The 18,439-nt window shown below is 28.3% G+C and carries 14 protein-coding genes, 1 pseudogene and 1 riboswitch; of the genes and pseudogenes, 1 reads left to right on the top strand and 14 read right to left on the bottom strand.

Annotated features, from left to right (window positions below):
* Positions 1-33: 33 nt before the first annotated feature.
* The 6 genes and pseudogenes from ftsH to ACUN06_RS12430 form a co-directional block, all read right to left on the bottom strand.
* Positions 34-2,097, bottom strand: coding sequence for an ATP-dependent zinc metalloprotease FtsH (ftsH, locus tag ACUN06_RS12405; RefSeq protein ID WP_291731573.1), 2,064 nt, complete (start codon positions 2,095-2,097; stop codon positions 34-36).
* 44 nt (positions 2,098-2,141) lie between these two features.
* Positions 2,142-2,663 (bottom strand): signal peptidase I, encoded by a 522-nt coding sequence (gene lepB / locus ACUN06_RS12410; protein WP_291731571.1) that lies wholly within the window; start codon positions 2,661-2,663, stop codon positions 2,142-2,144.
* Entirely contained in the window at positions 2,660-2,887 is a 228-nt protein-coding gene (locus tag ACUN06_RS12415; protein ID WP_291731570.1) for a DUF3006 domain-containing protein, read from the bottom strand. The genes lepB and ACUN06_RS12415 overlap by 4 nt, the downstream gene beginning before the upstream one ends.
* 318 nt (positions 2,888-3,205) lie before the next feature.
* A complete protein-coding gene (gene lysA / locus ACUN06_RS12420) occupies positions 3,206-4,498 on the bottom strand; it encodes a diaminopimelate decarboxylase (protein WP_291731569.1) in 1,293 nt (430 codons plus the stop codon).
* 213 nt (positions 4,499-4,711) lie between these two features.
* Positions 4,712-4,878: riboswitch (Lysine riboswitch) on the bottom strand.
* Between the two features lie 144 nt (positions 4,879-5,022).
* Positions 5,023-5,697: a beta/alpha barrel domain-containing protein gene (locus ACUN06_RS12425; protein ID WP_291731568.1), complete on the bottom strand. Its 675-nt coding sequence runs from the start codon at positions 5,695-5,697 to the stop codon at positions 5,023-5,025.
* A gap of 158 nt (positions 5,698-5,855) precedes the next feature.
* Positions 5,856-6,222, bottom strand: a pseudogene (locus ACUN06_RS12430) (DNA/RNA nuclease SfsA); the annotation flags it as partial.
* Positions 6,223-6,939: 717 nt separating this feature from the next.
* Between ACUN06_RS12430 and ACUN06_RS12435 the strand changes: the two are divergent.
* A complete protein-coding gene (locus tag ACUN06_RS12435; RefSeq protein WP_301953628.1) occupies positions 6,940-8,619 on the top strand; it encodes a PTS transporter subunit EIIC in 1,680 nt (559 codons plus the stop codon).
* Positions 8,620-8,695: 76 nt separating this feature from the next.
* On the opposite strand, the gene ACUN06_RS12440 is transcribed toward ACUN06_RS12435, so the two are convergent.
* From ACUN06_RS12440 to pfkA, 8 genes are all read right to left on the bottom strand, one after another.
* Positions 8,696-9,874, bottom strand: a complete 1,179-nt coding sequence (locus ACUN06_RS12440) for an SAM-dependent methyltransferase (RefSeq protein ID WP_301953629.1) — start codon at positions 9,872-9,874, stop codon at positions 8,696-8,698.
* A 196-nt stretch (positions 9,875-10,070) separates the two neighbouring features.
* Positions 10,071-11,483 (bottom strand): radical SAM protein, encoded by a 1,413-nt coding sequence (locus ACUN06_RS12445; RefSeq protein WP_449389905.1) that lies wholly within the window; start codon positions 11,481-11,483, stop codon positions 10,071-10,073.
* A gap of 17 nt (positions 11,484-11,500) precedes the next feature.
* Positions 11,501-12,082, bottom strand: coding sequence for a manganese efflux pump MntP (locus tag ACUN06_RS12450; protein ID WP_291731559.1), 582 nt, complete (start codon positions 12,080-12,082; stop codon positions 11,501-11,503).
* A gap of 204 nt (positions 12,083-12,286) precedes the next feature.
* A complete protein-coding gene (locus tag ACUN06_RS12455; protein WP_291731557.1) occupies positions 12,287-12,844 on the bottom strand; it encodes a TetR/AcrR family transcriptional regulator C-terminal domain-containing protein in 558 nt (185 codons plus the stop codon).
* A gap of 225 nt (positions 12,845-13,069) precedes the next feature.
* Positions 13,070-13,492 carry a GNAT family N-acetyltransferase gene (locus ACUN06_RS12460; RefSeq protein ID WP_331892334.1) on the bottom strand — a complete coding sequence of 141 codons (423 nt, stop codon included), beginning with the start codon at positions 13,490-13,492 and terminating at the stop codon, positions 13,070-13,072.
* Positions 13,493-13,786: 294 nt separating this feature from the next.
* Positions 13,787-15,151: a 23S rRNA (uracil(1939)-C(5))-methyltransferase RlmD gene (rlmD, locus tag ACUN06_RS12465; RefSeq protein ID WP_331892332.1), complete on the bottom strand. Its 1,365-nt coding sequence runs from the start codon at positions 15,149-15,151 to the stop codon at positions 13,787-13,789.
* Positions 15,152-15,582: 431 nt separating this feature from the next.
* Positions 15,583-16,995 (bottom strand): pyruvate kinase, encoded by a 1,413-nt coding sequence (gene pyk, locus ACUN06_RS12470; protein WP_440250795.1) that lies wholly within the window; start codon positions 16,993-16,995, stop codon positions 15,583-15,585.
* 67 nt (positions 16,996-17,062) lie between these two features.
* Positions 17,063-18,022, bottom strand: a complete 960-nt coding sequence (pfkA, locus tag ACUN06_RS12475; RefSeq protein WP_291735873.1) for a 6-phosphofructokinase — start codon at positions 18,020-18,022, stop codon at positions 17,063-17,065.
* Between the last annotated feature and the right edge of the window lie 417 nt (positions 18,023-18,439).

Raw genomic sequence — 18,439 nt, forward strand, 5'->3', positions numbered from 1 at the left:
TTGATTTAAAAACATAAATAATAAATATTTTTATTATTTATCTTCCTTATCCATATCTAATAAAACTTCAGACTTTGATTCTTCTGCTTCTTTAATTATATTTTCTTCTTCTTGCTCAACAGCTTCTATAACCTCTTGAGCTACTTTCTTATCGTGCAGCTCTTCTGCTGTATCAGCACAAGCTTCTGTATATTTTTTATTTATTTCAAGTTCTCTACTTTTCTTTTCTTCTTCTCTTTTTTCCTTTAGTTCTGGATATTTTTCATATACAAACTTAAAGAATTCATCTCCAAAAATAGTTTCCTTTTCTAATAGGTATTCAGAAATTTTATCTAATAAATCTCTATTTTCTCTTAATATTTCTCTTGCCTTTTGATGACATTCCCTTATTATACTTAAAACCTCTTTATCTATTAAAGTTGATGTTTCCTCACTACAATTTCTAACAGCTCTTCCATCTAAATATCTATTTTGAACTGATTCTAATGCCATCATATCAAAATTATCAGTCATACCATAAATAGTTACCATATTTCTTGCTGTTTGAGTTGCTCTTTCAATATCATTAGAAGCACCTGTAGATACAAGATTAAATACTTCTTCTTCTGCAGCTCTACCACCTAACATAACCATTATTTGATTCATAAGTTCTTCTTTAGAAACAAGGTATTTTTCCTCTTCTGGAAGTTGCATAGTATATCCTAATGCTCCCATTGTTCTAGGAACTATTGTTATTTTATGAACTGGATCTGTCCCTTCTAAAAGCCCTGCAACTAATGCATGCCCAACCTCATGGAAAGCAACAACTTCTCTTTCTTTCTTAGAAAGTATTCTATCTTTCTTTTCTTTACCTGCAATTATAACTTCAACTGCTTCTTCTAAATCTTCTTGAATAACTTCTTCTCTTCCACTTCTAACTGCTCTTAATGCTGCTTCATTTACTATATTAGCAAGATCAGCTCCTACAGCTCCTGGGGTTCCTTTTGCAATTGATTCTAAGTTAACATTTGATGACATTTTAACATCCTTAGAATGAACATTTAATATTGCAATTCTTCCTTTTAAATCTGGTCTATCAACAATAACTCTTCTATCAAATCTACCTGGCCTTAAAAGTGCTTTATCTAGTATTTCAGGTCTATTTGTTGCACCTAAAATAACTATTCCCTTTGATGTATCAAACCCATCCATTTCAGTAAGTAATTGATTTAAAGTTTGCTCTCTTTCATCATTGCTTTGCATTTGACTATCTCTGCTCTTACCAATAGAGTCAATTTCATCTATAAATATTATACAAGGAGCCACTTTTTCAGCTTCTTTAAATAAATCTCTTACTTTAGCAGCTCCCATACCAACAAACATCTCAATGAAAGTTGAACCTGAAACTGAAAGGAATGGAACCTTTGCCTCACCAGCAACCGCCTTTGCTATAAGTGTTTTACCTGTTCCTGGAGGCCCTACTAAAAGTGCTCCCTTAGGTAATTTAGCACCTATTTCAGTATATCTCTTTGGATTATGAAGGAAATCTATTATTTCTGTTAATGATTCTTTAGCTTCATCTTGACCAGCTACATCTTCAAAGCTTACCTTAATATCTTTTTCTACATAAACTTTAGCATTACTTTTTCCTAAGCCACCCATTCCCATTGGGCCGCCACCCATCTTCTTAGACATTTTGTTAAATACAAATCTAACTATAAAGAACATTATAACTAATGGTAATACATTTATTATTATAAAATCCATAAACACTGATTGTTGTTTGGTTATTTCTGGATAATATTCTACATTATTATCTATTAATAACTTTATTAAATCAGGATTATCTGCATTTCCTGTATATAAAACTTTTCCTTTCATTTCACTTGAATCTTGTGGTGTGATTACAAGTGCTGTTCCATCTACTGTAACTTTCTTTACTTCCTTATTTTCAACCATTTTAACAAATTCATTATATGAAATTTCTTTAGTAGTTAACATTTCTTTTGCAGTTGAAAATGAATATAAGAATAAGAAAGCTACTACAACATATATTAACAAGAATTTGCCATTCTTTTTCTTGTCTCCATCTTTTCTATTATTTACATTATTATTCATATTTTTTTAATCTCCTACTAATCCTAAAATCTTTCTCAAAACTCTTATTTTATTTTTCCAAATTCACTCCAAGGATATACTTTTATTTGAGCCTTTCCTTTTATTTTACTACCATCAATATACGGATTTTCCCAATACCTTGAATCTAATGACCAGTATCTATTATCTCCTAAGAAAAAATACTTACCTTCAGGTACTTCGAATTCTCCACTATAATTATCTGCAGTTCCTATGTAATTTTCTTTTAGTGTTTCACCATTTACAGTTACAATCCCATCTTTGATAACTACCTTATCACCTGGTAATCCTATTAATCTTTTAATCATATCTTCATTTTTTTCATCTGAATGAAACACCACTATATCTCCACGCTTAAGTTTTTCTGGATTATGAATTCTTGTAACAAATAATCTATCACCAACATTTAATGTTGGAACCATAGATTCAGATGGAATTTTAACCTTAAAAATTAAAAACTTATTAATTAAAAATGCTAATACTAATGCTATTAATATTGGTACAACCCATTCAGTAAAGAAATTTGTTTTTTTTAATTCTATTCTCACTCTTCCCACATACCTTTCATTAAAATGCTTATTTCTTTTTTTCTCTTGTTAGTTGCTTCTATGTTTACTTTAGGTAAATTATTTTCATTTATAATTACTACATCACCTTCATTAGGTTTAATACAAAATGAATTTATATTTTTTGAAATTATATTATGATTCTCATCTTCTAAGATAACATAATCTTCTTCTATCCTATCAATTATAAATTTTTGTTCCTTCATATATACTATACTAACCCTCTTTTCCTATATATATAATATAGATTATTAATTAAAATCTACATATGTTGGATAGTTATATTAAGTATACCATATTTATATAATAACTAATAGTATTACTCTTCATTATATACATTTATTATGTCAATTTTGTTACAACAAAAAATTTTATTAACGCTATATATATTTTATATATATTTTAATTTATTATAATATTGTAATAAAAAAATAGCCATACCTAAATTTGATATAGCTACTTATATATAATCTTTATAAATTCTTAAAATTTTATTTTCATTAATATACAAAGTTGAAAACTCTTTAAATTTCTAAAGCTAAAAGTTCTTCATAACTTTGTCTTTTAGATACAACTCTTACAATACCATCCTTAACAAATATTACAGGAGCTTTAGGATTCTTATTATAATTACTTGACATTGAAAATCCATATGCACCAGTTGAAAATACAGCAAGAATATCACCTATTTCAGGATTTTGAATACATATATCATCAATAAATACATCTCCTGATTCACAACATTTTCCTGCTATAGCTACTCTTGTATCTAATTTTTCATTCATCTTATTTGCAATTGCCATTTCATATTTTGCTCCATATAAAGCAGGTCTTATATTATCAGTCATCCCTCCATCTACAGAAACGTAAGTCCTTACACCTTGTATATTTTTAATTGCTCCAATTGTATAAAGTGTAATTCCAGCATTTCCAACTATTGATCTTCCTGGTTCTATCGTTAATATAGGTTTTTCTACATTTAAATTTGAACATACCTCATCAACTTTTTTCAATATTACTTTACAATACTCTTTTATTGATTTTGGATTATCCCCATCAGTATAATGTATACCAAATCCACCACCTAAATCTAATTCGTGTATAGTATATCCAGTCTGTTCTTTAATTTCTTTTATAAACTTCATCATAATTTCAACAGCATCTTCATAAGGTTCTGTTTCAAAAATTTGGGAGCCTATATGACAGTGTAATCCCTTTAAATTTAAATTTTCACAATCTAATGCATGTTTTACTGCCTCCATAATTGTTTCTCCAACTGGAGCAAATCCAAATTTAGAATCTATTTGTCCTGTCTTTATATACTCATGAGTATGAGCTTCTATTCCTGGTGTTAATCTTAAATAAATATCTTGTATCTTATTACATCTTTTTGATTCTTTATTTAACATTTTCATTTCACTTAAATTATCTACAACAAATCTTCCAACACCAAGTTTAACACCTAATTCAATTTCCCCTCTGCTTTTATTATTTCCATGGAAATATACTTTATTTAAAGGAAATCCAGCTTTATAAGCAGTAAATAACTCTCCCCCTGATACTACATCTAAATAAAGCCCCTGTTCTTCTACTAATTTACACATTGCCTTTGTCAAAAAAGCCTTTCCAGCATAAGCTACCTTATTATTTTCTTCCTTACATTTAAAATTATCATAGTAATCTTTACAAGTATTTATCAATAACTTCTCATCCATTACATATAATGGAGATCCAAATTCTCTAACTAAATGACTACAACTAACACCTCCTACTAATAATTCATTGTTTTTAACTTTCATTGCCCCAAATAATTTCATTATTATACCTCCAATAATCTATTTAATTAGAAGCCATTTATTATAAACCTCATTCATAAACTATTTAAAAATTATATTTAATCTAAAAATTATTAACTTTTATTTAAAATAACGATAAAAAACTACCCATATAAAAACCTATAAGGGTAGTTTACTTATTAAAATGCAAGTTTTATTCACAAAATAAACTCAATTTTTTTGATTGAATAATTGCACCTTTTTAGCACTCCACTTTCGTGACAGTTATGCATATGTTATATACATACCCAGAAATACCCCTTTACATAAAATATTCCTTCGGCTACTATACCTTTCATAAATTATCATAGCCCGTCAGCTCCAATTTATTACTATTTATAAATAGCACCTCTAACATAGGTTTTTTATAAAATTTTATTTAAATAATTAAAATAACATATTTTCATCAATAATAAATCTATTATATATGATATGTACATTGTTATTAATATGATACCATATTATTTAAATTATTCAACCATATTTTATTTTTTATTATAATTTTTCTATAAACTTCTATATTTATCCATCAAACTACTCATAGTATCTCCATTTGTTGGTGGTGTATAAGTTATAGCATTTGCACCTGCCTCTATTGTTTTTCTTATCGTTTCTTCATTTGGTCCACCTGTAGCTATTACTGGGAAGTTTGGAAATTCTTCTTTTATTTTTCTAACTATATTTGGAGTATCTTTTCCACCTGAAACATTTAATATTGTTGCTCCAGATTCTATTCTTTTTCTTATGTCTTCGTTAATAGATACTACTGTAACTATTAATGGTATATCTATAGTTTCCCTAATTCTTGAAACAACTTCATTTGAAGTAGGTGCATTTACAACTACTCCCATAGCCCCTTTAAATTCTGCATCTAATGCTAAATTAACTACCCTCTTTCCTTGAGTTATTCCTCCCCCAACTCCACAAAAGACTGGCACATCTGCTGCCATTACTAATGCTGATGTTATTAACGGCTGAGGAGTAAATGGATATACTGCAATTATTGCATCTGCATTTGTATTTCTAATTATTGCAACATCTGTTGTAAATAGTAAAGATTTTATTCTTTTGCCAAAAATTTTTATCCCTGAACAATCCCTAATACATGAAGGCACTTCTACAACATGACTTCTTAAAAGTCCTTTTATTTCAGGCACATTTTTATGTCTCTTATTCTCCATCTAAACACTCCTAACACTAATTTTATAGATATAATTATACTATTTAAATTTAATATTTAAAGAACTTTAAGTTAATATTATTTCTACTTCTTCATTTATTTCTATTCCATCTTCCGTTACTATACAATTATATTCAAAAATATCCACATCATTTTTGCTCCTAAATCGTTAGAAATCTTAAAATCAAATCTACTTTTTCCAAAGGTCTTCTCTCTTAAAATATTTGTATATTTAACAAGTTTCTTTATTTTTTAAAGCTTCTTCTACAACTTTATTAGGTATTTGAGAATCCATACTTATTAATTTATTTGCCTTATAAACAGCAATTAAATCATATTGAGTTTTCCTAGTAGGATTATTTTCCTCTCTTAAAAATACAGTATACCCCTCTACAAGCAATTCTCCACATCTTCCAGTATTAGGTACATGTGCTGTTATTTCTTCTTCTTCTAATTTAACTACTGCATTAAATCTATTGGGTCTATTTATAAACTCTGCTTTTTTTACATTTTTATTATATTTCATTTTATATAACTCACCCCTTTAGAATTTTTGTATATTACATTTTTCTATATCTTTTAATAAAAGTTATCCACAAACTTTAATTACATATTGCCGTATTTTTATTTGAATATTTAACTTATTATCAAGTTATCCACAACTTTTATCCACAATTCTGTGGATATTGTTGATAACTTTATTTTTTAGAATGTAAGTTCGCATTATTTGTTCTACAAACTTTTCATATTTTTTACATTACCCACTATATAGTTGTTTATTTTTATAATAACCTAATATATTGTGTCAATACTATAAAAAAGTTTTCAACATTTTTTAGATTTTATCCACAATCTGTGGATAACTTTTGTTTAAATCTCAATTCAAATTTTACCTTTTCCTTATAATTTACTAAATATCTATTTTTATAATAATTAAAATAGATATTTATTGCTATAAATCCACTTATTAAATAATTCCTTATTATATTTTTCAAAAAAGCTTTACATTAAATTTAGATTATGTTATTATATGTAATGTAATCTAATAATTAGTGTGTTACTGGTAATGCAGGCAAGGCTTAAATATGTATAAATTGTTGTTTATTCCAAAATGATACTTAGGGATAATTGTATAATTTATAGATATTTGAGCCTTTTTTATTGTTTAATTACAATATTCTATCAAGCTCATGCTATTATGTTTATTTAATTTAAAATATAAATTCTAGGAGGAATAATCACAATGATGCAATTTTTACAAAGAATTGGTAAAGCTATAATGCTTCCAATTGCTGCCCTTCCAATTGCAGGTATATTACTTGGTATCGGTGGTGCTTTCTTAGGTATCGCAACTTTACAAGATGCCCCTGCAATCTATAAAGGATTAATTAGTTTTGTTAACATTCCTGCAGTTACTGCTGTATTAACAGTTATGAAAAATGTAGGAGATATCGTATTTGGTAACTTACCAATATTATTTGCTGTTGGTGTTGCTGTTGGTTTAGCAAAAAAAGATAAAGGTACTGCTGCTTTAGCATCTGTATTTGGATTCTTTGTAATGAACCAAGTTATATCTACACTTTTATCTTTAGGTGTTACTCAATTAGGAGTTGTTACTCCTGATTCAGTTGGTAATTACGGTTCATATGTTACTACTAATGTTGGTATATTTACATTAAATATGTCAGTATTCGGTGGTATAATTACTGGTTTAATAACAGCTTTATTACACAATAAATTCCATACTATTCAATTACCAGCTATTATAGGATTCTTCTCTGGATCAAGATTTGTTCCTATAGTTACTGCTGTTACTATGGCATTTGTTGGTGCTATATTAGCATTTGTATGGCCAGTTGTTCAAGATGGTATTAGTGTATTATCTACTTTAGTTAAAAATGCTGGTGCAATTGGTACATTCTTCTACGGATTAATTGAAAGAGCTTTAATACCATTTGGATTACATCACGTATTCTATACTCCATTCTGGTATAGTTCATTAGTTGAAGGTAATGTTTTAGTTAATGGTGCTGTTCAAACTGTTGCTGGTGCAAATACTGCTTACTTCGTTCAATTATCAAGTATGTCAAGCTTAGTTGGTGCTTCTGCTTCAACTATGAGCGATGTAATTAGTGGGACTACTAGATTTATGGCTGGTAAATTCCCATTCATGATGTTTGGTCTTCCTGGTGCTGCATTTGCTATGTACAAAGCTGCTAAGCCAAACAAGAAACAAGTTGTTGGTTCATTATTAGCTACAGCTGCATTAACATCATTCTTAACTGGTATAACTGAACCATTAGAATTTACATTCTTATTCGTTGCTCCAGCTTTATATGCTGTACACTGTGTATTTGCAGGTTTAGCATTCTTCTTAATGGATATATTAAATGTATTCATAGGTATGACATTCTCTGGTGGTGTAATTGACTATGCATTATTTGGTTTACTTCCAGCTGGTGCTGGTGTTCCAACTAACTGGTATTGGGTTTTAGCTGTTGGTGCTGTATATGCAGTATTATATTATGTAGTATTCTACTTCTTAATTACTAAGTTAAACTTAAAAACTCCAGGTAGAGAAGAGGATAACGAAGAAACTAAATTATTCACAAAAGCTGATTACCAAAAAGGTAAAGGTGCTGCTGCTGAAGCTGCTCCAACAAAAACTTCTACTAAGGGTGAAATAGCTGAAAAAGCTCCTTTAGTATTAGCTGCTTTAGGTGGAGAAGCAAACATAGTATCTGTTGATGCTTGTATTACAAGATTAAGAGTTGAAGTTAAAGATAAGGCAAATGTTGATAAGGATCAATTAAAATCTCTAGGAGCTGCTGGTGTTGTCGAAGTTGGAAACGGAATTCAAGCAATATTTGGCGCAAAAGCTGATGCTTATAAAAATGCTATTAACGAAATTCTTGGTGAATAATAATAAATTAATCAATAATTTAAGTGTGTTTTAAAATATTAGGACAAAAAAAGTGGCTTATGCCACTTTTTTTATATTATTTATATATATAACTCCTAGTCATAGGTAAATTATTATTAACACCTTTTACAAATAATATCTGATGTAAATCTATAACTCCATTATTAAATGAAGCTGCACATGAATATAAATACATTCTCCACATTCTTATAAATTTATCATCAAACATAGCTTTAATTTTATCTATATTATTATCAAAATTTTTAGCCCACATTAATAAGGTCTTTTTATAATGTAATCTTAAACTTTCCACATCTAAAATATGATATTTATATTCTGATGAAATACTTATAATTTCTCTTAAACTTGGTATAACTCCCCCTGGAAATATATATTTTTTAATCCATGCATCACCTTCTGATTCTTTAAGCCCACTAATATAATGAAGCAAAAATAATCCACTTTCTTTTAAAACAACATTTACATTTTTAAAAAATAAATCATAATTAGGTCTTCCTACATGTTCTATCATACCAACGCTAACTATTCTATCAAATGATAATTTACTATTTTCTAATTCTCTATAATCCATTAGCTTTACATCTAAGTATTCTTGAAGACTTTCTTTTTCTATTCTTTCTTTAAATGCCTTATATTGTTCTTCACTTAATGTAATTCCTAATCCTCTTATTTTATAAATTTTTGCTGCTTCAATAAGTAACCCTCCCCATCCACATCCAATATCAAGTAATGATAATCCTTCAGATAAATTTAATTTCCTTAAAATATAATGAATTTTATTCATTTGAGCATCATATAAGGAATCATCATTATTTTTAAAATATGCACAAGAATAGCTTAATGTATCATCTAACCATATCTTATAAAAATCATTTCCTATATCATAATGTGATGAAACTTCTTCTTTTTGCTTTTTCTTAGATGTTGATCCTCCAAATATCTTTGTTAATGCTCCAAAATTAGTTGAAAACTCATCAATACATTTAAGTAATTCATCAAATACAACAAATAAATCTCCTTCTATTTCTATATCTCCTCTCATATAAGCTTCTCCAAATGATAATGAGGTACTTGTTAACATATCCTTTTTTCTTAATGGTTTATGTAAAATAATATTAAATTTTACTTCTTCATTTCCTACCTTAAAATCTTCTCCATCCCAAAATCTTATATTAAAGCAAACCCCCTTGAATTTATTTAAAAATGTTTTTAAAAAGTTCTTTTCTAAATCCATAAATAAACTCCTATTCTTTTATTTTATTTAATAATTAAACTTTGCTGCTTATTTAATTCTTATGGCGCTATGATTATACTAATAAACAGCAAAGTATAGCCTATAATAAGCCCCTTATTTAAAATTATTCCATTTATTATAATTTTTATTCAATAAAATAAGCAGTAAGTTTTCCCTACCGCTTATTTTATTCTATTTAATTTTTTATTAAACAATCCTCTTTTTCCCTTTTTATTCTTTCCTTTTCTTCTTTGGCTTTTCTCTTATTTTCTATATTTTCTTCCCATAATGTTTCTGCTCTCTTAGCCCAAGTTAATCCATAATTTATAGTTTTATTACATAAGTCATCTACATTTTCAGGATCTATAAACTCAGTAGACTTAGCTTCTGAATTCTTAACCATCTCTGCTATCTTAGGAGCATTATCTAATATTGGACATGGCCTAAATTGATTTTTATTAAATGGTTGATTCTTTTGATATTCAATAAATAATGGTTGACCCAAAGCTTCAATTAAAGAAACATCCTTTATATTTGCATTTGAATAATGACAAAATACACAAGGTTCTACGTCACCATTTGCATTTATATGACAATATCTTCTTCCACCTGCAACACATCCTCCAACATATTCTGCATCATGCCAAAAATCCATATTAAATATTGATTTAGTGTTACGCCATGCTCTAATTGTTCTATATAACTTTTCTCTTTGATCTGGATTTGCCATTAATGAAGTATCTGTCTTACATCCTATTGGCATAAATGTAAAGTACCAAGAGAAATAAGCTCCCTTATCTATCATTAAATCAATAAATTTTTCTGAAAGAACACTATCACAATTTGCTGTTGTAAAGCAAGTTGAGAATCCAAATGGTATTTTATTAGATTTCATAAGCTCCATAGCTCTCATTATATCATTCCAAGAACCTTCTCCTCTTCTTCCATCTGTAGCATCACCAAATCCCTCAACACTAATTGTTGGTACTAAATTACCAACTTCAATTAAATCATCACAGAACTGTTGATCTATTAAAGTACCATTTGTAAAGAACATAAATACACAATCATTATGTTTTTTAGAAAGCTTTAATATATCTTTTTTCCTTACCAATGGTTCCCCACCAGTCATTATATAAAAGTATATTCCTAACTCTTTTCCTTCTGTAAATAACTTGTCTAATTGTTCATAACTTAAATTTAATGCCTTATTATAATCTGCAGCCCAACATCCAATACAATGTTTATTACAAGCTGTTGTTGGATCTACTAATATTGTAAATGGTATTTCATGACCATACTTTTCTTTATTTTTTTGTATTTCAGCCCAACCCCTAATTGATGCATTTAATAAAAAGTTTGTAAATACTGTTTGAACTATTTTTGGATGTACATTATTGATTATGTTACACATTAACTGAGTCCAGTTGTTATTAGGGTCTCTTAAGTATTCTTCAATCATATCATATTGATCTACATATATATTTTCTGTATCAAATTTTCTTACCCATTCCATTATCTTAGGTAAATTTTTTTGAGGATCTTTCTTCAAATACCCCAAAACTTGTTTTAATGCAAATTGTTGAATCTTATACTTTGGACTTAACATTTAAATATCTCTCCCCTTCATATAATATTAAAATAATTACATATAATCTTTATGCCAATAGTTAAAAGAATGATTCCTCCACATATATCTATTTGTTTTTTGTATTTGTTTCCCATACAGTATCCAACCCATAACCCATATGCAACTAATATGCTTGTAACAATAAATAAAACTATCATATTTGTTATAAGATTTGTTCTTAATAATCCAAATCCAATACCTAAAATAAAGGCATCTATACTTGTTGCAAATGCTAATGCCATACTGTATTTATATCCAAAAAACTCTTGCCGTTTTTCTTCATACTTATTAATTTTAAATGAGTTTTTTAAAAATTTTATACCTAAATAAATTAGTATGATTGCTGAAAACCATTGATTAATAGATATAATTTTTTCATTTTGTATATTTAACATAGGGTATATTGCAATAATCATTCCAGCAGCTAACATCAATGTTTGAATTAAACCAAATATGATTCCAACCAATGTAGCCGTTAGCTTATTCAATTTTCCCTGTGTAGATCCCCTACATACTGCTATGGTGAATGCATCTAATGATAACCCTACTGAAACTATAATTATTTCCCATAACCTCATTCATCCACTTCCCTCCTCATGCTTTTTATTTTAATACCATATTCCATATTTTAGAATATATAATTTATTTATTTTGTTTTAATAAATAAACAATTTTATTTTTCTGTAATTTTAAAAATACAAATTCATTAAATTGTATATTTTGAAATAAAAAAACTCTAATATTCAATTTACATACTAGAGTTTTTATAATTTAAATTATTATTAAGTTAAATCATGTATTATATCATCTAATGAATTAGTTACTAAAATCTTATATTTATCTGCTAGTTCTCTTGATGATATTTTTATTCCTTGTTCAATCCACCTTTTAATTATAAAAGTTAATCCCCTGGAATAATATTCTGCAATATCATTTACTGAAAACTTTTCTTTACTATTATTAATATCATATTGATTAAACAAATTCTTAAAAATTTTTATTAAATTATTATTTATAATTTCTTCAAAAGAATTTTGTCCTGTTATTTTTATTGCTTGTAAGTAAAATTTCTTATTGCTTTCTATTCTTGAAAACATATAATATATAGCTTCATATGGCATTTTATTCTCAATAAGCATTTTACTTCCCTTAAAGATATCATTATAAAAAATTTCTTCTAAAACCTCATATTTATCTGCATAATGGTTGTAAAATGTTGGCCTAATAAGACCAGCATCATCAGTTATCATTTTAATTGTTATCTTATCAAAGTTATGCTTGAGTATTAACTTTTTAAAACTTTCCTGCAATGCTACATGCACATCTTTTTTATTGTTCATATTTCACCTACAATTACTTTATATTAAATATATTGATCAAAACCAAATTTTCCATTTATTGTATTTATGTAATAAAAATTATACCATATTAGATAATGATTTAACAAATAAAGTATATAAATAATTATTTAATAATATAAAATAAATCTTAAAGCAACTTAAAATTTCTATAAACTACTTAACTATTACATAAAACATGAAATAAACAAATTTCATACCTATGCTTCAATCAGTAATTTTAATCATCTTAAACATACCAGGCCCATCCCATTCACATGGCCTTTCCTCAAATCCATTCTTTTTATAAAATTTTACTCCTTCTTTTGTACTAATCAACTCTAAACTAACTGACCAATCTTTATCAATGTTACTCAATATATAATTCTGCACTTCTGAAATAAGAAGCTTGCCAATACCTTTTCCTTGATATTTAGGTATCACCGCAAAATCCTTTATATAAAATGACATTCCATTATCCCCTAAAATCCTAACCATTCCAACAGGCTTATCATCTTCATATGCAACAAATGATGCCAATGTATTTTCTAATGCTCGTTCTACTTGTTCTTTACAAGGTGCAATCCAACCAACTGATGTATATAATTTAAGAAACAAATTCGCTGTTAATGTGTTAATTAAAACTTTCATAACTTACCTATTTAATATTATATACAGGCAAATTAACTTTTTCTGCTAACAACTTTGCATAATGAGCTGTACTGCCGGTATTTGACGTATAAATAATTGCTTTCATTTTAATTTTCCTCCTATAAAAAAGACGCCTTAAGAAATTATTTTTCACTCCTTATTGCGTCTAAATATCTAGTCTTCTAATATAAATTTTTTATCAATTATTTCTTATTTTCTTTCAAAGTTGTTTCCTTAAGTATCTTTGACATCTCTTGCATTGAACGTGTTAAATACTTATCTTAGTCACTATCGTTACTTGATAAGTAAAGCTACGTTCTCAATATGTGCTGTATGTGGAAACATATCAACTGGTTGAACTTTTACTGTTTTATATCCATTTCCCTCTAAAATAGCTAAATCTCTAGCTAATGTACTTGGATCACAGCTTACATATACTATTTTTTTAGCATCTATGTTAGTTATAGCATTTAATAATTTAACATCACAACCCTTTCTAGGAGGATCTACAACAACCACATCAGCTTTTATTCCTTTATTTATTAAATCAGGTATAACAACTTCTGATTCTCCAACAAAGAATTCAACATTATTAGCATTATTTTCTTTTGCGTTTATATTTGCATTTTCAATAGCTTGTGGAATAATTTCTACACCATAAACTTTTTTAGCCTTTTGTGATAAGAAAAGAGTTATTGTCCCTGTACCACAATATGCATCAAATACTGTTTCATCTCCTGTTAATCCTGCATATTCAAGTGCCTTGTTATATAGAACTTCTGTTTGAATGGGGTTTACTTGGAAGAATGATAATGGAGATATATTAAACTTAAATTCTCCTATATAATCACTTATTGTAGGTTCACCCCATAAAGTTATACATTCTTGGCCTAGTATTACATTTGTAGGTTTAGAATTAATATTTTGAACTATACTTTTAATTCCTGGGATATTTTCTGTTATTAAGCTTATAAATTCATCTTTATTAGGCAATTTGCTACCATTGGTAACTAACACAACCATTACTTCATTAGTTGTAAATCCCCTTCTAATCATTATATGCCTAAGTATTCCAGTTTCATCATATTTTCCATCAATATTATAAGGTTTTATATTATTTTTCTTAATCCAACTTCTAGTTATTCCTACTACCTTATCAGCAATTTCATCTTGAATTAAGCATGTTTCCATGTCTATTATTTCATGACTTCTTGGTGCAAAGAATCCTATCTTTAGTTCTCCATTTACCATTCCTATAGGCAATTGAACCTTATTTCTATACCTCCATGGTTCATCCATGCCTAATGGAAATTGTACTATGCTTTCATCAAGTTTCCCTATCTTAGTTATGCAATCTTTTACTCTTTCAAATTTAAAATTTAATTGTTCCTTATATGTTGAATGTTGTAACTTACATCCACCACATCTTTTATGTATACTACATTTTGCTTCACATCTTTCTAGTGATGGTTCTATTACTTCTAGCAACTTACCATATGCAAAATTCTTTTTACTCTTTACTATTCTTACATTAACTCTTTCACCCTTTAATGCTCCTTCTATAAATATAGGAAAAGTATCATTAATTTTTGCAATACCTTCACCTTCATAACCTTGTGAAACAATATCAAGTATATATTCTTTATTCTTTTCTATCAAATTTATCACCCATCAATCTTCTTATGTTATTCTAACAAACTACTAATATTATATACCAAACTACCATTGTAATAAACATACCATATCTTTTTTATGTAAAAAAAAGACACCTTTCGGTGCCAAATAATGAATCAGTTGCCTTTACCATTTCAATTCTTTCGAACTTAATGTGATATTATCAATTATACCCTAATTTATCAACTCTATTTGTAAACTTTTTGTTAACTTTTTATATTTATTAGCATTTTTGATATATTTTCTTGCATTTTTTAATATAGTCCACTTAACTTTTGCATAATTTTATTCATTTTAAACTACTATTCAATATATGTGGGATCTCTAGAGAATAACTCCATATTGCTTCTCCTCCAAATTTACACCCATAAACTAAAAAAGAAGTGTAAATACTACACTTCTTTTTTTATGTCAAATTATTCTACTATGCTTACTTTTAAAAGGTTAGTTGATCCAACTTGATCTAAACCAGCAGCTATTACAACTGTATCTCCTGAGTTAGCAAATCCATTTTCAACAGCTATTTTAGTAGCGTTAGCCATCATAGCATCTGTTGAATTTTGATCTTCTGCAACTACTGGATATACACCGAAGCAGAATGCTAAGCTCTTAGCAACTTTTTCACTTGGAGTTACAGCTACGATTGGGCATTCTGGTCTGCATTGAGAAATTCTTCTTGCAGTTGCTCCACTCTTAGTTGAAGAAACTATTGCAGCAGCCTTTAATTCATTAGCAGCATTGCAAGCAGCTCTTGAAATAACTCCTGATATAGCTGGAGTATGAGATTTAGCCTTAGAAACTGCAGTTTCATACTTTAATTGTTCTTCAGTTTCAGTAGCTATTCTAGCCATTGTTTGAACTGATTCTACTGGCCAATCCCCATTAGCTGATTCCCCAGATAACATGATTGCATCTGTTCCATCTAATATAGCGTTAGCTACGTCTGAAACTTCTGCTCTTGTTGGTCTTGGGTTTCTCATCATTGAGTCTAACATTTGAGTTGCAGTTACAACTGGCTTTCCTGCAGCATTACATTTTTCTATCATCATCTTTTGAACAGCTGGTAATTTTTCAAATGGAATTTCAACCCCTAGGTCTCCTCTAGCAACCATTAATCCATCAGAAGCTTCTAATATTGCATCAATATTATCAACACCTTCTTGGTTTTCTATCTTAGAGATGATTTGGATATGTTCTCCACCATTTTCATTTAATATTTTTCTGATTGTTTCAACGTCTGAAGCCTTTCTGATGAATGAAGCAGCTACAGCATTTACTCCAATTTCACAACCAAATTTTAAATCAGCTATATCTTTTTCAGTTAAAGCTGGTAACTTAATTGAAACTCCTGGAACGTTAACTCCCTTATGAGTAGCAACAAATCCAGTATTTTGTACTGTACAGTGAATTTTGTTTCCTTCAATTGATTCAACAGTTAATCCAACTAAACCGTCATCGATAAGAATAGTGTCACCTGGTTTAACATCATTAGCTAATCCAGCATAAGTTACTGAACACTCTTCAGTATTACCTACAACATCGCCACCTGCATGTACAGTGAATTTATCTCCTGCTTGTAATTCAACCTTCTTAGGCTCAAATTTACCAGTTCTTATTTCTGGTCCTTTTGTATCTAACATAACAGCGATTTCTTTGTTATGCTTTTTAGCTAATTCTTTAACTAAGTTAATTCTCGCTGCATGTTCTTCATGATCTCCGTGAGAGAAGTTGTGTCTTGAAACATTCATTCCTGCTTCAATTATTTGTGATAATATTTCTGGATTTTCACTAGCTGGACCGATAGTGCAAATGATTTTAGTTTTTCTCATTTAAAAACTCTCCTTTAATCTCTAATTTAATGTATTTTAAAATAAAATATTGGCAATATTAATTAAATTACTTAGAAATTTCTTCTGAAATTCTATATAATTCTTTATCAAACCTTCTATCTAAAGCTAAAGCTTCATCTATATCTTGGTCAAAAATCTCATTATCTTTTATACCAACAACTTTTGAAGTTTTGCCTTCCATTAAAAGCTCAATTGCTTTTGAACCCATTCTTGAAGCTAATACTCTATCAAAAGCACTTGGAGCCCCACCTCTTTGAATATGTCCTAATACAGTTGCTCTTGTTTCTATTCCTGTCTTATCTTCAATATATTTAGATAATTCAGAAGCTCCACCAACACCTTCAGCAAGTAAAACTAAGTTATGCATTTTTCCAGCTTTCTTACCTTCTAAAATAACTTTGCATAATTCATCTTTATCGTAACCTTGTTCTGGTGTAATAATATATTCAGCTCCACAAGCTACACCTGTATGAAGAGCTATATCTCCACAATTTCTACCCATAACTTCTACGATAGAAACTCTTTCATGAGAAGTTGAAGTATCTCTTATTTTATCTATGGCATCAACTACCGTATTTAATGCTGTATCAAATCCTATTGTATAATCAGTATAAGTTAAGTCATTATCAATTGTACCAGGTAAACCTATAGTTTTAACTCCTAATTTTGATAATAATTTAGCTCCAGTGAAAGATCCATCTCCACCGATAACTACTAAAGCTTCTACACCATTATCTGCAAGAATTTGTGCAGCTTCTTTTCTTACTTCTTCTTGTTTAAATTCTAAACATCTAGCAGTTCTTAAAATAGTACCGCCTCTTTGAATTATATCTGAAACAGATGATCTATTCATTGGGAATAACTCACCATTTATTAATCCAGCATATCCTCTTTGTACTCCCATAACTTCAATACCATTATGTATTGCAGTTCTTACTACTGCTCTTATTGCAGCATTCATTCCTGGAGCATCTCCACCACTTGTTAAAACAGCTATTTTTTTCATAAAATATTCCTCCTTGAAACTACTAAGGACTCTGCATGTCCACACACTTTGAAATATTCCTTATTATTCTTTTATTGTTAAACTTTTTACCACCTTTTTTATTTTACTTGTAAACGCATAGTATTGCAACTAAAATAAATATACTTATGCCTAAATTTATCGTTTATTTACACTATTACATGTATGTTTTGCCCTTATCTTATGTAAATTATATAATTATTTTTTTTTAAATTATTTCTCTTTGTATCTTTTTACATATTTTATATTAACATTTTTTTTGAGAATTTTCCATTAAAAATTTAATATCCACTTAGTTATTTGTTATTTTTTTAACATTTTTCTATTGCTATTTTATGATTATTTTATATTTATTGTATTTAAATTTCTTTTTTAATTAATTATCATTGTGAGATTTTA

This window comes from Clostridium sp. ETTB3 (assembly GCF_053571985.1).

What these genes read in the sequence shown, in the direction of transcription:
- pyk (WP_440250795.1), bottom strand. Translation starts at nt 16,995, where the DNA reads ATGAGAAAAACTAAAATCATTTGCACTATCGGTCCAGCTAGTGAAAAT.
- pfkA (WP_291735873.1), bottom strand. Translation starts at nt 18,022, where the DNA reads ATGAAAAAAATAGCTGTTTTAACAAGTGGTGGAGATGCTCCAGGAATG.
- ACUN06_RS12450 (WP_291731559.1), bottom strand. Translation starts at nt 12,082, where the DNA reads ATGAGGTTATGGGAAATAATTATAGTTTCAGTAGGGTTATCATTAGAT.
- ACUN06_RS12415 (WP_291731570.1), bottom strand. Translation starts at nt 2,887, where the DNA reads ATGAAGGAACAAAAATTTATAATTGATAGGATAGAAGAAGATTATGTT.
- ACUN06_RS12435 (WP_301953628.1), top strand. Translation starts at nt 6,940, where the DNA reads ATGATGCAATTTTTACAAAGAATTGGTAAAGCTATAATGCTTCCAATT.
- ACUN06_RS12445 (WP_449389905.1), bottom strand. Translation starts at nt 11,483, where the DNA reads ATGTTAAGTCCAAAGTATAAGATTCAACAATTTGCATTAAAACAAGTT.
- lysA (WP_291731569.1), bottom strand. Translation starts at nt 4,498, where the DNA reads ATGAAATTATTTGGGGCAATGAAAGTTAAAAACAATGAATTATTAGTA.
- ACUN06_RS12455 (WP_291731557.1), bottom strand. Translation starts at nt 12,844, where the DNA reads ATGAACAATAAAAAAGATGTGCATGTAGCATTGCAGGAAAGTTTTAAA.
- ACUN06_RS12460 (WP_331892334.1), bottom strand. Translation starts at nt 13,492, where the DNA reads ATGAAAGTTTTAATTAACACATTAACAGCGAATTTGTTTCTTAAATTA.
- ftsH (WP_291731573.1), bottom strand. Translation starts at nt 2,097, where the DNA reads ATGAATAATAATGTAAATAATAGAAAAGATGGAGACAAGAAAAAGAAT.
- ACUN06_RS12425 (WP_291731568.1), bottom strand. Translation starts at nt 5,697, where the DNA reads ATGGAGAATAAGAGACATAAAAATGTGCCTGAAATAAAAGGACTTTTA.
- ACUN06_RS12440 (WP_301953629.1), bottom strand. Translation starts at nt 9,874, where the DNA reads ATGGATTTAGAAAAGAACTTTTTAAAAACATTTTTAAATAAATTCAAG.